Origin of the sequence: Pyxidicoccus sp. MSG2 (assembly GCF_026626705.1) — a bacterium.
Taxonomy (GTDB): domain Bacteria; phylum Myxococcota; class Myxococcia; order Myxococcales; family Myxococcaceae; genus Myxococcus.
Genome location: NZ_JAPNKC010000001.1, coordinates 4,853,727 through 4,868,609, shown reverse-complemented (window position 1 = coordinate 4,868,609; position 14,883 = coordinate 4,853,727). Strand labels below are relative to the sequence as shown.

Sequence of the window (14,883 nt, the reverse complement as noted above, 5' to 3'; positions counted from 1 at the left end):
AGTGGGTTGATAAGGGGTTACTTAACACCCACCACCGGAGGGATGGATGCACTTCAATCCACTGACGCTGCTCCTGGTGCAGCTCATCGTCATCATCGGCGCATCGCGGCTCATTGGCCGGGGGGCGAAGTGGCTGGGGCAGCCGCTGGTCATCGCCGAGGTGGTGGCGGGCATCGTCCTGGGCCCGTCGCTCCTGGGGTGGGTGGCGCCGGAGGTGATGGGGGCGCTGTTCCCCGCGTCGTCGATGCCAGCGCTGACGATGCTGAGCCAGGTGGGGCTGGTGCTGTTCATGTTCCTCATCGGCCTGGAGCTGGACCCGCGGATGTTGAAGGGGCGGGGGCATGCGTCGGTGGCCATCAGCCACACCAGCATCATCGTCCCCTTCGCGCTGGGGGCGGCCGCGGCGGCGCTGTGGCTGTACCGGAGCCTGTCGGACCCGTCGGTGCCCTTCTCGTCCTTCGTGCTCTTCATGGGCGTGGCGATGAGCATCACCGCCTTCCCGGTGCTGGCGCGCATCCTCACGGAGCGGGGGCTGCTCCAGTCGAGGGTGGGCACGGTGGCGATTGCGTGCGCGGCGGTGGACGACGTGACGGCGTGGTGCCTGCTGGCCTTCGTCGTCTCCATCGTCCGGGCGTCGGACCTGGCGCACGCGGCGCTCACCACGCTGTTCGCGCTGCTCTACATCGGCTTCGTGCTGGTGGTGGTGCGCCCCTTCCTGGCACGGCTGGGCGCGCGGGTGGCCAGCCGCGAGGGGCTGACGCAGAACGTGGTGGCGGGCACGCTGGTGCTGCTCCTGGCGTCCGCGTGGGCGACGGAGCTCATCGGCATCCACGCGCTCTTCGGCGCGTTCCTCTTCGGCGCCGTCATCCCCAAGGAGGGAGGGCTCGCGGAGGCGCTGGCGGAGCGACTGGAGGACGTGGCGGTGGTGTTGCTGCTGCCCGTCTTCTTCGCCTTCAGCGGGCTGCGCACGCAGATTGGCCTCCTGAACAGCGTGGAGGCCTGGGCCACGTGCGGCGTCATCATCCTGCTGGCGGTCCTGGGCAAGTTCGGCGGCAGCGCGGTGGCGGCGCGGCTGACGGGGATGCCCTGGCGCGAGGCGGGCGCGGTGGGCGTGCTGATGAACACGCGCGGGCTGATGGAGCTCATCGTGCTCAACATCGGCCTCGATTTGGGCGTCATCTCGCCGCAGCTCTTCACGATGATGGTGCTGATGGCGCTGGTCACCACGTTCATGACCACGCCGCTCTTGCGCTGGTTCTATGCGACGGAGGAGCTGGCGAGGGACAGGTTCTCCCCGCCGGTGTCGCTGGAGCCGGGCCCCGCGCCCTACAGCGTGCTGATGTGCGTGTCCCATGGGCAGGCGGGGCCGGGCATGGCGTCCCTGGCGCGGGCGTTGGTGGGTGGGGAGCGGGCGCAGTTGCACGCGCTGCACCTGGTGCCGCCCGAGCGCGCGCCGCTGTTGCCGGAGGCGGAGCGGAGTGCGCCCTCGGAGGGTGCGCTGGTGCCGCTGCTGGGGCGCGCGGAGAAGCTGGGGCTGGCGGTGCGGCCGCTGTCCTTCGTGTCCGCCGAGCCCGCCGCGGACATCGTGCGCACGGCGCAGGCGCGGCGCGCGGACCTGGTGCTGCTGGGGTGGCACAAGCCGCTCTTCAGCCAGACGGTGCTGGGCGGCACGGTGCACGAGGTGATGGAGGCGGCGTCGGGCACGGTGGCGGTGCTGGTGGACCGGGGGCTGTCGGACGTGAAGCGCGTGCTGGTGCCCTTCATCGGCAGCCGGCATGACCGGGCGGCGCTGGGGCTGGCGCGGCGGATGATGCAGCAGGCGGGCGCGGAGGTGACGGTGCTGCACGTGACGTCGGACCTGGGCGGCAGCGGCGCGCGGGCCCAGGTGGACGAGCTGTTCCCCTCCGAGGAGGGCGGCGTGCGGCTCAAGGTGGTGCGGCACGATGTGCCGGACGAGGCCGCGCTGGAGGAGGCGCGCCACGGGTATGACCTGGTGGTGGTGGGCGTGGGCGCGCAGTGGGGCCTGGAGGACCGGCTCTTCGGCCTGCACCGCGAGCGCATCATCCGGGACGCGCCGGGCTCGCTGCTCGTGGTCCGCCACCCGGAGCCCGCCCCGGCCGCGGAAGTCACCGAGGAAGCACGCGACCCGGAGCGTGCGATGCCGGCGCGGGGCTGAGGGGATGTTCATGCCCCTGAGCGTCACCCAGCGGCTGTTCCACTCGTCGTCCGCGAGGAGCTAGAGGGGAGCCATGCACCTGGGTGCCACCCTGCGGTTGTTGCGCGTGGACGCGGGCGTGTCCCTCCGGGACATGGCCCGGCGCATCGGCGTGTCGAGCGCGTACCTCAGCCGTGTGGAGCACGGCCTGGACGCGCCGCCCACGGCCGAGCGGCTGGCGGCCATCGCCCGCGAGCTGGACGTGCCGCCCGCGCTGCTGATGGACGTGGCCCAGCGGGTGAGTCCGTACGTGGCGAGCTACCTGGAAGAAGTGCCGGGCGCCGGGACGCTCTTCCTCGAAATCGCGCGGCGGCGGCTGTCGGGCGCGCAGCTCGCGAAGGTGCGCGACTTCCTGGACGCGGAGTTCCCGGTGCGCGCCGGGCGTGACGACGGGCCCGTGCCGCCGCTCGCCCCGCTGCTGGCCCCGGAGCGGGTGGTGGTGCGGCTGTCCTGCGCGGGCTGGGACGACGTGCTGGACGTGGTGGCCGGGCGTCTGGGCGCGGCGCTGCCGGGCACGGATGCGGGCCACCTGGTGGAGGAGTTGCGGCTGCGCGACGCCGAGTCCTCGTGCGCGGTGGGCGGCGGCGTGGCGGTGCCTCACGCCGTCCTGCCGGGCGCCGCGCCGGTGGCGGCCCTGGTGACGCTGGCGAAGCCGCTGAAGGTGGACACGCCCGACGGTCAGCCCCTGCGTCTGGTGGTGGCGACGGTGGACGGAGGCCGCGGCAGCGCCCGGCTCGTGCGCCTGGCCCACGTGGCGAGGCTGGCCGCCCACGGGCTCGCGGAGCGCCTGTTGGACGCACGTCAGCCCCGCGAGGTGCTCTCCCTGCTGGAGGAGCTGGAGTCGCTGCGCTGACGCTCAGCCGGCGCGGTACACCCAGCTCACCCAGCCGCCCAAGTCCCGGTAGCCCAGCCGCCGGTACATGCCCTTCGCCTGCGGCGTCGCCTGGAGCACGGACGCCTTCATGCCCCGGGCACGCGCCCCGGCGAGCAGCCCGCGCATGACCTCCGACGCCAGCCCGCGCCCCCGGGCCTCCGGCGCCGTGGCCACCATGAACACGCCGGCGGTGTCCCCCACGTCCTGTGAGAAGCCGCAGGCCAGGGCACGGCCCGCCTCGCACGCCAGCAGCGTGTGGACGGGCAGCGGGGGCCCCTGGTTCCACACCTCCAGCGTGCCGCTCCACTGGCCCCAGACGGCGACGTTGAGCGCCACCAGCTCCCGCAGCGTCTCCGGGACTTCGAGCGGAATCGAGGGCGGGACGTCCGGTGCCTCCGCCAGCACCAGCCCCATGGCGTCCGAGAGGTGCTCGTCGGGCCGGTAGCCGGCGGCGCCCAGCACCCGCCCGCCCGTTTCACTCCCGGGGGGCACCACCGCGCGCCACGCCGGCACGCCCTGCGCCCGGAAGAAGTCCTCCACCGCGGGCAGGGCGGCGGCCAGCGCCTCCGCGTCCGTGAAGTACACCTGCTGGAAATGCAACTCCTTCGCCAGGTCAGGCAGGCAGAAGGCGTCCACGCCCGGCAGCTCCAGGTGGCGCAGCTGGCCCCGCTGTCGCTGGAGGTGGCGGAAGGCGATGACGTTGGAGAGCAGGCGCGCGGTCAGTTCGGCATTCGTCATTTGGACGCGGTGAAACGTAGAACATCCGGCCGCGCAAAAGCGCGCACCGGCGGGCCAGGGCAGGTAGGGTGCGCGCACGCACATGAGCAGCCCGCGCTTCTATGCCTTCGACCCTCGCATCACCCGCATCAGCCTGTTCCTCGGGGCCTGCGTGCTGGCGGTGCTCACCGCCTGGGCCCTGGCCGACTCCCGCTCCGGCGGAGGCACCCAGGCCATGGCCCGTGCAGGCGTCTCCGCGGGGTTGATGCTGGCCTTCCTCGTGGCCTTCCACCGGCTCCGGCCGCGCTCCGGCTGGGGCGTCACCGTGGACGCGCGCGGCGTGCGCGTGGCCCGTCCCTTCAGCAAGAGCGAGCTGGATTTGCACTGGGGCCAGATTGATTCCGTGCGCCGGCTCGGCCGGAGGGGGAACGTGCTCGGGCTGTTCCTGAAGGAAGAGGGAAGGGTGCTCGTGACGCGGCATCTCTTCGCCCGCAGGGCTGTTTTCGAAGAGTTGATCGCCGCGCTGGAGGAGCGACTTCCACCGCCGCGTTTCGATGCCTGAACCCCGGCTTTCCGGGGGCGGCCGTCCGAGGGGGCGGCCGAGCGAATTTCATGAGTGTTTACGCAGCCTTGCAACGCCTCGCCAACCTTGTTCGGTGGGGCCCGAAGTGGTAGGCACAAGCCTGTTGCAACGCTCCTTTTCCCAAGGACAGCTTCACATGGAAAAGACCCCCGCTACCGGCGCAGCGGTCGCCCCGCCGCCAGTGGAGTATGGGACTGAAAGCATCACCAAGCTCGAGGGCCGCGAAGCGGTCCGGAAGCGCCCCGGCATGTACATCGGCGACACCATGACCTACGGGCTCCACAAGCTCGTGTACGAGGTCGTGGACAACTCGGTGGACGAGGCCCTGGCCGGGCACTGCACGGACATCGAGGTGGTCATCCACGTGGATGGCTCCCTGAGCGTGCAGGACAACGGCCGCGGCATTCCCGTGGGTCCGCACCCGGACCCGAAGTTCAAGGGCAAGGACACGCTGGAGATCGTCCTCACCGAGCTGCACGCCGGCAGCAAGTTCGGCAACGGGGCCTACAAGGTCTCCGGCGGCCTGCACGGCGTGGGCGTCACCTGCGTGAACTTCCTCTCCGAGTGGTTCAAGGTCCGCGTCCAGACCAAGGGCAAGGTCTACGAGCACACCTACGAGCGCGGCGTCCCCACCGGCCCCGTGCAGGAGGTCGGCACCACGGACAAGCGCGGCACGTACATCGCCTTCAAGCCGGACACCACGGTGATGGAGACGACCGACTTCAACTTCGAGACGCTGAGCCAGCGCCTGCGCGAGCTGGCCTTCCTCAACGCCGGCCTCCACATCACCGTCCGCGATTTGCGCACGAACAAGGAGCACGAATTCAAGTTCGACGGCGGCATCGCCTCCTTCGTGGAGTACCTCAACAAGTCCAAGGAGGTGCTGCACGACAAGCCGATTGCGTTCTCCACGGAGCGCGAGGGCGTCACGCTCGACATCGCGATGCAGTGGAATGACGGCTACGACGAGCGCATCTACACCTTCGCCAACAACATCAACACCCATGAGGGTGGCAGCCACCTGTCCGGCTTCAAGGCCGCGCTCACGCGCACGCTGAACAGCTACGCGGAGAAGGGTGGCCAGTGGAAGGACCTCAAGGAGACGCCCACGGGCGAGGACGCTCGCGAGGGCCTGTCCGCGGTCATCTCCGTCAAGATTCCCAACCCCCAGTTCGAGGGGCAGACGAAGACGAAGCTGGGCAACAGCGAGGTGAAGGGCCTGGTCGAGCAGATGGTGAACGACCAGCTCGCCACCTTCCTCGAAGAGACGCCCATGGTCGCCAAGAAGGTCGTGGCGAAGATTGGCGACGCCTGCCGGGCCCGCATCGCCGCGCGCAAGGCGCGTGAGACGGTGCGCCGCAAGGGCGTGCTGGACGGCGGCGGCCTGCCCGGAAAGCTCGCGGACTGCCAGAGCAAGGACCCCCACGAGAGCGAGCTCTACATCGTCGAGGGTGACTCCGCAGGTGGCTCCGCGAAGCAGGGCCGCGACAGGCGCAACCAGGCCATCCTCCCGCTGCGCGGCAAGATTTTGAACGTCGAGAAGGCGCGCTTCGAGAAGATGCTGACCAGCGCCGAAATCGTGACGCTGATTACCGCGCTGGGCACGGGCATCGGCGCCGAGGACTACGACCCGGAGAAGGCGCGCTACCACCGCATCATCCTGATGACGGACGCAGACGTGGACGGCAGCCACATCCGCACGCTGCTGCTCACGTTCTTCTTCCGCCAGATGCCGGAGCTGCTCCAGAAGGGGTACCTCTACATCGCGCAGCCGCCGCTCTACAAAGTGACGCGCAACAAGAAGGACCTGTACGTCAAGGACGAGCGCGCGCTGAACGAGTACCTGCTCAAGTCCGCCTCGGAGCACTCGCGGGTGCTGACGCCCGAGGGCGAGCTGGGCGGCGCGGAGCTGAAGGCGCTGCTGGAGAAGGTGATTACGTACGAGGAGCGCCTGGAGAAGCAGGCGAAGCGGCGCGACGCGCGGGTGGTGGACGCGCTGGTGCAGGCGGCGCGGGTGACGGCGGAGACGCTGGCGGACGACGCGGCGATGCAGACGGTCGTGAAGGACGTCTACGCCTACTTCGAGCGGCGGATGCCGGACGTGCTGGGCCGCGTGAAGCACGACCTGGTGCAGGACCCGGAGCACCATACGAAGAAGCTGGTGTTCCGCACGGACGTGAATGGCGCCATGCGCGAGACGGTGTTCGACCACGCCTTCCTGTCGTCTCCGGAGTACGTGGAGCTGGCGGCGCTGCGCGACGCCTTCGCGGCGATGGGCAAGGCGCCGTACAAGGTGAAGGTGGAGGCCGGCGAGCTGAATGCCTTCACGGTGCAGGAAGTCCTCGCCGCGGTCCGCAAGGACGCGCAGAAGGGGCTGGGCCTGCAGCGCTACAAGGGTCTGGGCGAGATGAACCCGGAGCAGCTCTGGGACACCACCATGAACCCGGCCACGCGCACGCTCCTCCAGGTGCGGGTGGAGGACGCGGTGGAGAGCGACGAAATCTTCTCGCTGCTGATGGGCGAGGCGGTGGAGCCGCGGCGTGAGTTCATCGAGCGCAACGCGCTCGACGTGCAGAACCTGGACATCTGAGGCTGTCCCTGTCCCCTCTCCCCGTCTGGGAGGGGGGACGGGAGCTGTGCCGCTGCCCGCAGTGGGTTGACTGTGCCGTGGCTCCGGCGGCAACCATGGGCCATGTACGTCCCCCGCCACTTCCACGAGGAAGATTCGGAGCGCCTCCTCGCGCTCATGAAGCAGCACGCCTTCGCCACGCTGGTGACGGTGGGTGAGGACGGCGCGCCCTTCGCCACGCACCTGCCCTTCCTCGTCGAGCGTGACGCGTCGGGCGCCCTCCGCCTGCTCGCGCACATGGCCCGGCCCAACCCGCAGTGGCGGGCCTTCGCCGCGGAGCGGGACGTGCTCGTCCTCTTCCAGGGGCCGCACGGGTACGTGTCCCCCACGTGGTACGCGACGGCGCCGCAGGTCCCCACGTGGAACTACGTCACCGTGCACGCCTACGGCCGTCCCCACGTCCTCGAGTCGCCCGACACGGTGCTGCGCGTGCTGCGCGACACCGCCGCCCTCTACGAGGCCGGCAACCCCGAGCCCTGGCGTCCCGAAGCCGCGGAGGACTACGTGCGCCGGTTGATGGCGGGCATCGTCGCCTTCGAGGTCCGTGTGTCCCGACTGGAGGGCAAGTTCAAGCTCAGCCAGAACAAGGGCGAGGAGGACCGGCGCGGCGTCATCGCCGGGCTGGAGCGCAGCCCCCTGCCCGGCGATCGGGAGTTGGCGGCGCTGATGCGCTCTCGCGAGGGCTAGCCCGCAAGCGGGCGGCCAAAAGACCCGTGGGCCCGGTGCCCGCCTCGGCCCCGCGCCCACGCGCCTTTCCCGTCCTTGTCGAACCGGGCCGCCATGCTTCGCGACCCACGCTGGCCCTTACGGCAGGAACCGGGCAACCGCTGCCCGCTTGGAAGAAGCCCGCGCGCGCATGCTCATGAGCGCGGTGATGCCGATGACGCCCGCCACGGCCACGCGATTAGGGTAGGCATCTCCTCCACCGCGAGAGCGTGCGCCGCCAGACATGGGGCGCACCTGCCGCGGTGGAGGCCCGGCCTCCAGGGCGCACGCGAGGCGCTCGCCCGGTCGCCAGCTCTCTCGGGGCCGCTAGCGCTCGGAGCGGCGCGAGCCCTTGAGGGCCTCCGCGCGCTCCTTGCGGGACATCACCGTCACGTCGACGACGTCCACCTCGAAGGCACCCGCGTTGTCCGTCACCTTCGAGTCGGGGAAGGTGCAGCGCAGGTCCTCGGCACCGGTGACCTGGTAGCGCTTGCCCGTCTCGAGCAGGCGGTGGGTGGAGCGCACCGAGCCGGCCTCGGGGCCGCGCTCCACGCACAGCACCTGGCGCACGCGGCCGTTGTTGGCGCGCAGTTCCGCGAAGTCGTCGCGCACGGTGAACAGGTAGGTGGAACGCGGGTTGAGGCCGCGCAGCACCACCTGGTGCTCCGGCTTGAGCTGCACCGCGTTCTGCTTCGCGTCGAAGACGAAGGAGCGCGGCGGCACGTACGCGGACTGGCGGAGGTTGACGCGGATGGTGCCGCTGTTGTCCTCCGGCCCGTTGTCATCCAGGGCGAAGACGTACAACCGCTTCGCGCCCTTGATGGTGCGCATGGACGCGCCGAGCATGCCGAAGCTGGCGTCCGCGGGCAGGTCTCCCTCGGCGAAGTAGGCCAGCGCGTTGGACGCGGTGCCCCGGCCCTCGGCGAGCGAGGCGCTGCCCTCCGTCCACACCGAGTACGCGGCGGCCGGGTTCAGGTCGATGGAGGCGGTGGGGTACTCGGGGATGGGCACGGCGTTGTACATGGGCCGCAGCACCAGCACCCGCGTGGGGTAGTCCACCTCGTGCATCGCTCGCATGGACGGGTCGCCCGGCGCGTCTTCACCGGTCTCGGAGCCCGCGTCCGCCGTCCCGCCGGCCACGGCCACCACGGCGCCAGCGTCGGCCGTGACGGCGGCCTGGGCGTCGACACCCGCGTCGGCGGCGGCCACCGCGACGGGGAGCGGCTGCACGGGCGCCGCGAGCGCCTGCAGCTCCGCGTTGATGGGCTCCATCATCTTCGAGGTGGGGGTGAAGCGCCGCGTCCAGGCCTGGTGCCCGGGCACCGTCAGCACCAGGGTGTTGGCCTCGCCCACGATGACGCCCTCCACCATGAGGGGCGACTGGCCGGGGATCTCCCGGCCATTGAGCTTCACCTGGGCACCCGAGGGCTTGGAGGTCACCCACAGCGTGGTGGTCTCCACGCTCTCGCCGGGGACGTAGTCCGACTTGAAGACGAAGTTGTAGAGCAGCCCGAGCGCGAGCAGCACGCTGGCGATGCCGAAGAGGTAGATGCTCAGCGTGCGCACCTGCTGCTGGCGCTTCGAGGCGCGCTCGGCCTCTTCGAAGGCCAGCTTCTCGCGGGCCTCGTCGGCGGCGGTGCGGAACCCGTTGGGGCCGCGCGCGGGCGCGGTGCGCATGGCGCCCGTCGCCAGCTCCGCCGGGTCGGCGGCGGGCACCTCCACCGGGGTGTCGCGCGGCGCGGCGAGCGTGGGAAGGACGGCGGGCACGCCACCGGCGTCGGTGCTCGGCTCGTCGGGCAGCTCCGGCACGGGCGGGGCGGAGCGTTCGCCAGTCCGGCGCACGCCGCCCTCCGAGCGGGGCACGTTGGGGTTCGTCACCCGGCGCATGCCACCGGAGCTGGTGACGCGGCGCATGCCCGGGTTGCTGGTGGTGGGGCGGCGCTCGCTGGTGGGGCGGCCGCCGCCATCGCTCGGGGGCTTGCGCACGCCGGGGCTGCCGGGCGTGGAGCGCGGCGAGCTGGAGATGGGACGGGCGCGGCCCTGCGAAGCCTCCGCGTTGCCCGTCTGCCACGAGGCCAGCTGCTCCTTGAAGGCGGGAGAAAGCTCCGGCGCCTTGCGGCCCTCGGCGGCCAGCTCCTCGGCGAAGAGGAAGGCCATGAGCTGCGACAGCATCGCCGGCGTGAAGCGCGGGTTGTCGCGGTAGAGCAACTCCACCAGCGACTCGCTCATCTCCTTCGCCGTCTGGTAGCGGGTGTCGCGGTCGATGGCCATCGCGCCGGAGACGATGTTCTCCAGCTCCGCGCTCACCGACGGGTTGAGGGACGAAGGCGGCAGGCAGTCGCCGCTGATGATGCGCGGCAGCACGGCGACGAACTCGCCCTCGTAGGGGCGCTTGCCGCAGACCATCTCGTAGAGGACGACGCCGGCGGCGTACACGTCCGTGCGGGCGTCCAGGTCCTGCCGGCCCTGGGCCTGCTCGGGGGAGAAGTACGGGTACTTGCCCTTGAGGGTGCCCGGGGACGTCTTCGCCTCGACGGCGCTGGTGGCCTTGGCGATGCCGAAGTCGATGACCTTGACCTCGCCCTCGTAGGAGATGAGGACGTTGTCGGGGGACACGTCGCGGTGGACGAGCCCCATCTCCACGCCGTCCTCGCCCACGTGGCGGTGCGCGTAGTCCAGGCCGTCGCACAGCTTGCTGACGATGTGCAGCGCGAGCGGCTCCGGGAAGAAGCCCATGGCGGCCTTCTGCGCGCGGCGGAGCACCTTGGACAGGGGCTGGCCCTGCACCAGCTCCATGGCGATGAAGTACTGGCCGTCCACCTCGCCGAAGTCGAAGACCTGGGCGATGTTGCTGTGGCTCATGCTCGCGACCAGCCGCGCCTCGCCGATGAACATCTCGACGAAGTCGGTGTCATCGACGAAGTGCGGGAGAATCTGCTTGATGACGCACGGCTTGGTGACACCCGCCGCCCCCGTCATCCGAGCGCGATAGGTGACCGCCATGCCGCCCGCGGCAATCTTCGATAGCAGGACGTATTTGCCGAATTGCTGAGGGCTGGGTTCCGCCACGGGTGCTGGGCCAGGGAATGAAGAGGGAGGTTGAGCATACTCCCGTTCCGGAGAAAGTCCCGGTTCCCGCTCGCGCTGCACGCGAAGTTTTCGCTGGGAGTGCTTGGATCAGGGAGATGGCGTCTGGATTCCGGGGTTGGCGGGGGAGGCCGGGTACCCAGGGACCCCGGCGCGGTCGCGTGCGGGAGGGGCCGGACTCTCGGAGTGAGTTCTGTCGGGTCTCAGAATGATTGGTTGAGACGCGTGAAGTATCTGACGAGTCGGGCAAGCTGCTGGAATCCGTGGGGATTCGGGGCGGCGCGAAGGCGGTGGAGGCCTGGGCGTGAGCAGGGCTGTCAGCTGGCTTCACACTTCTTAAATGCGCTCTCTGGGGCGCGCGGACGGTTGGCGGTTATCTAGGCCGGCACGACCGGCGGCGCCGGCGGGTGGGGAGCGGGCGGCTCCTCGCGGAGAAAGAGGCGAAGCCGATGGTGTCCGTGCTCCCCCTGCGCTCGCGGTGGGCCTCCCTGGCCTTGATGGGGCTTCTGGCGGTGATGCCGTCGGCGGCCCGGGCGCAGTCCGCGTTCGACCTGCTGTCGGCGGGGCCGGAATGGGGCGGACAGGACGTGCCCAGGGATGTGCCGGTGCGCCTGCCCGCGTCCGTTCCGCCCATCCGCACCGGTGTCGAGCAGGGGCTCGCGGTCCGCTCGGCGCCGGTGTCGGGGATGGCGACGGTGCGGGAGGACGCCGCGCCGGTGTCGCATGGGGATGTGGCGGACGGGGCCGCGCGTGGTGTCCCCGAGTCGGAGGTGCGCGCCCATGCGGCGCTCGCGGGTGACGGTGCCACGGCGGGTGCTTCGACGGTGCTCGCGGGGGATGGCGTCACGGCGGGTGCTTCGCCGGTGCTCGCCGTGAGCGATGGCGCCGAGCGGGTTCCTGGGAGTTCGCAAGCCGGCCCGCTCGCGCCCCAGGTCACGCCGGGCTCCATATCGCCGGGCCTCGCTCCGCTCTCGCCGATGGACGAGCGCTCCTTCAAGGTGGTTCCGGTGGCGGCGTCGGTGCTGCCGGGGCTCGTCTTCCACGGGCTCGGTCCGTGGCTCGCGGGGGACGGGCAGACGGCGAAGCGGCTCTTCGCGCTGGAGGGCACGGGCCTGGGGCTCATCGCGCTCGGCGGCGTGCCCATCGCCTTCACGGGGGCGTCGCGGCGCACCATTGCTCCGCTGTACGCGGTGACGCTGGCGGGCTTCAGCGTGTTCGGCATCTCCGCGCTCGCCAACCTCTACGCGGTGACGTCGCCGGCCTTCGACCCGGGCGTGCCCGCGTCCTCGTTGCCGCCGCTGGAGCTGGAGATGGGCTACCAGTACGTGAGCGACCCGTCCTTCGACTACGGCCACTTCGTCTCGCTGGGAGCACTGGCGCGCCTGGACACGGTGAAGCTGGAGGCCAACGCGCGGCTGTCTCCGGGTGAGGGCAACACGCAGGTGCGCCTGGGCGGCGCGTACCGGCTGCTGGGCGAGCCCGAGGGCGCGCGCCGTGGCTCGGACGGCACCTCGCTGGACGCGGAGCTGTACGGCCTGTTCCACCGCTATCCGACGGAGGGCTTCACCGTCGCCGGCGCGGAGGTGGGCCTGCGAGGCCGCTACGCCATGGCGCGCGTAAGTCCCGCGCTGGCGGGCTCCTTCGCGGAGGCGAGCATCGGCACGTCGCTCCAGGGGTACAGCTACCCGGGTGCGGTGAGCGAGGGGAATCTGGACGAGCAGCTCCTCTTCACCTTCGGCTACGGCGTGTGGCTGGGGCGCGGCGGCCCGGTGCGGGGCGACGCGCTCCTCTATTACGACCACCGCAAGGACGGCTTCGCGGGAGGCATGCGCACGCGCGGAGGCGGAGTGGTGGGCAGCTTCGGCCTGCGAGGCCGCGCGCTGCTGACGAATGACTGGGGCGTCGCCGCGGAGGTGCAGGCGGGCGGAGCCATCGTGGGACGGCTGTCCCTCATCTATGCCGTGGGAGGTGAGTCGTGAATGGCGCGAACGTCTGGGTGGGTATCGGTCCCTCTCCCCGCTACGTGGGCACGAGGCACGCGAGTGGTCAGCACAACACCTCCGCCGATGAATGGGCTCAGCTCGGCCGGCGCTGGGGCTACCTGGCCGCGAGGAACGCGAGGCGCCAACGCGGCGGAGTCGCCGGGTCGAGCGAGGGCGCGATGGAGACAGCACCGTCAGCATCGCCGGCGCGGGACGAGGGAAGTCCGCGCGGCGGGGATGCGCACTCCAGTCAGGGCGTCGTGCGGATGGCACCCGTGGAAGACGACTCATGAGGCGCGCGCTCTGCCTGGGCGCGGCGGGTGCGCTGCTCCTGTCCGGCTGCATGCGGCCCGCGGAGAACCGCGCGGTGCGCGACTCCAGGGTGGGCCGCGCCGAGAGCGGCGGCATGTCGCTGGAGGTGGAGGACGGACTGGCCGCCGTGCGCGACCTGGCGCCGGGAGCGCTGATGCTCTGGGGCAACGCGCCCGTATTCACCGCGCGCGCCACGCTGGCGGCGGATGCGCCGTCGGACTGGGTGCTCACGGTGCGCAACGCCATGCCGGACGCGGAGCTGCTCGCGGAGGTGGACGGCGGCGAAGCGCTGCCGGTGGAGCCCTTGTCCCAGGCCCTGCCCACCGTGAAGATGTGGCGCGTGTCCCTGCGCCCGGGCGCGACGGCGCGACTCACCGTGGCGCCGCCGGACTGGCAGACGCGTGAGCCCTTCCGCTTCGCCGCGCTGGCGGACGTGCAGGAAGCACTGCCGCGCGTGGGTGACATCTACGAGCGGATGCGCCGCGACGACTCGCTGCGCTTCATCCTCTTCTCGGGAGATTTGACGGAGGGGGGCAGCCGCGAGGAGCTGCTGGAGTTCCAGGAGCGCCTGGAGGCCGGCTCGCGGATTCCGCTGTACGCCACGCTGGGCAACCACGAGACCTTCGCGAAGGACGCGGAGGCGTACACCGCGCTGGTGGGCCGGGGCAGCCAGAGCTTCACCTTCCGGGGCGTGCGCTTCTCGGTGGTGGACTCCAGCAACGGCACGTTGGACCCGGCGGTGGAGGAGCAGCTGGAGACGTGGCTCGCGGCCTCGCGAGACAGCGTGCACGTGGTGGCCATGCACGTGCCGCCGCAGGACCCGGTGGGGCTGCGAGGCGGAGGCTTCGCGAGCCGGGGTGAAGCGGCGGGGCTCGTCGGGAAGCTCGCGCGTGAGGGCGTGGACCTCACGCTCTATGGCCACATCCACTCGTACTACTCGTTCACCAATGCGGGCATCCCCGCGTTCATCTCTGGAGGCGGCGGCGCGATTCCGGAGACGTTCGACGGCGTGGGCCGCCACTACCTCGCGGTGGACGTGGACGCGAGTGAGGGGCTGCGCGAGGCGTCGCTGATCCGCGTGGACTGAGGCCCGTGCGCTGCCACTGAACGAAAGGGCGGTGGGCACCGTGCGCTTGAAAACGCGCGCGGGGCCGACTTTCCGGCCCGGCAGCGTACCCCCTTGATCTGACACTGAACCTATGTGCAGATGGGTGGACCTTCCCGCACGGAACCAGGAGGCCCGCCCATGTTCGATTCGAACGAGAACGACCCTATTTCCCCGGCGCTGCGCGCGCTGCTCGAGCTGTTCGCCACGGAATTGACGGAGGTGCGCTTCCCGGACGTGGACGCCGAGGTGCTGGAAGACTCGGCGGCGGTGGTGCGGGAGAAGGCGGAACTGGTGGCGAAGGCGCAGGCCGCGCTGGAGTCCGCGCGCCAGGCGCTGCACGAGAGCCAGGACGTACTCTTGCAGAAGGGGCAGCGGGCGCTGGCGTACGCGCGCGTGTTCTCCGAGGACAATGCGGAGCTGAGCGCGAAGCTGGAGGGCATCAGCCTGCCGCGCTCGACGCGCAAGGGCCCGCGCGCGGAAGGCACGGCGGCCGAGCCTGTCGCCGCCGCCCCGGGCAACGACGACAACGCCCCGAAGCGCCGTGGCCGTCCGCCGAAGGCGCGTCCCGCCCCGGGCGCGTCGCTGTTCGCGGATGGGGCCTCGCCCGAGGCGCTCGCCGCCCACGCGCACGAGACGGGCAACGGCGTGCTGCCCACGGCCTGAGTCCCCTG

10 protein-coding genes are annotated in these 14,883 nt (G+C 71.1%); 8 read left to right on the top strand and 2 right to left on the bottom strand.

Annotated features, from left to right (window positions below):
- Positions 1-46: 46 nt before the first annotated feature.
- Entirely contained in the window at positions 47-2,176 is a 2,130-nt protein-coding gene (locus OV427_RS18820) for a cation:proton antiporter (protein ID WP_267857504.1), read from the top strand.
- A gap of 73 nt (positions 2,177-2,249) precedes the next feature.
- Positions 2,250-3,068, top strand: coding sequence for a helix-turn-helix domain-containing protein (locus OV427_RS18815; RefSeq protein ID WP_267857503.1), 819 nt, complete (start codon positions 2,250-2,252; stop codon positions 3,066-3,068).
- A 3-nt stretch (positions 3,069-3,071) separates the two neighbouring features.
- Here the strand turns inward: OV427_RS18815 and OV427_RS18810 are convergent, their stop codons facing one another.
- Positions 3,072-3,827, bottom strand: a complete 756-nt coding sequence (locus OV427_RS18810; protein ID WP_267857502.1) for a GNAT family N-acetyltransferase — start codon at positions 3,825-3,827, stop codon at positions 3,072-3,074.
- A gap of 82 nt (positions 3,828-3,909) precedes the next feature.
- On the opposite strand from OV427_RS18810, the gene OV427_RS18805 reads away from it, so the two are divergent.
- From OV427_RS18805 to OV427_RS18795, 3 genes are all read left to right on the top strand, one after another.
- On the top strand, positions 3,910-4,368 hold the full coding sequence (locus OV427_RS18805; RefSeq protein WP_163994010.1) for a hypothetical protein: 459 nt from the start codon (positions 3,910-3,912) through the stop codon (positions 4,366-4,368).
- A gap of 157 nt (positions 4,369-4,525) precedes the next feature.
- On the top strand, positions 4,526-6,979 hold the full coding sequence (gyrB, locus tag OV427_RS18800; RefSeq protein ID WP_267857501.1) for a DNA topoisomerase (ATP-hydrolyzing) subunit B: 2,454 nt from the start codon (positions 4,526-4,528) through the stop codon (positions 6,977-6,979).
- Between the two features lie 102 nt (positions 6,980-7,081).
- Entirely contained in the window at positions 7,082-7,705 is a 624-nt protein-coding gene (locus OV427_RS18795) for an FMN-binding negative transcriptional regulator (protein ID WP_267857500.1), read from the top strand.
- A 345-nt stretch (positions 7,706-8,050) separates the two neighbouring features.
- Here OV427_RS18795 and OV427_RS18790 read toward each other — a convergent pair whose 3' ends face one another.
- A complete protein-coding gene (locus tag OV427_RS18790) occupies positions 8,051-10,792 on the bottom strand; it encodes a serine/threonine-protein kinase (protein ID WP_267857499.1) in 2,742 nt (913 codons plus the stop codon).
- A gap of 467 nt (positions 10,793-11,259) precedes the next feature.
- Here OV427_RS18790 and OV427_RS18785 point away from each other — a divergent pair, with 467 nt between their 5' ends.
- The 3 genes from OV427_RS18785 to OV427_RS18775 all read left to right on the top strand — a co-directional run bounded on the left by OV427_RS18785 (position 11,260) and on the right by OV427_RS18775 (position 14,875).
- Positions 11,260-12,789 carry a hypothetical protein gene (locus OV427_RS18785; RefSeq protein WP_267857498.1) on the top strand — a complete coding sequence of 510 codons (1,530 nt, stop codon included), beginning with the start codon at positions 11,260-11,262 and terminating at the stop codon, positions 12,787-12,789.
- A gap of 292 nt (positions 12,790-13,081) precedes the next feature.
- Positions 13,082-14,191 carry a metallophosphoesterase family protein gene (locus OV427_RS18780; RefSeq protein WP_267857497.1) on the top strand — a complete coding sequence of 370 codons (1,110 nt, stop codon included), beginning with the start codon at positions 13,082-13,084 and terminating at the stop codon, positions 14,189-14,191.
- A gap of 159 nt (positions 14,192-14,350) precedes the next feature.
- Positions 14,351-14,875, top strand: a complete 525-nt coding sequence (locus OV427_RS18775; RefSeq protein ID WP_267857496.1) for a hypothetical protein — start codon at positions 14,351-14,353, stop codon at positions 14,873-14,875.
- The last annotated feature ends 8 nt before the right edge of the window (positions 14,876-14,883 follow it).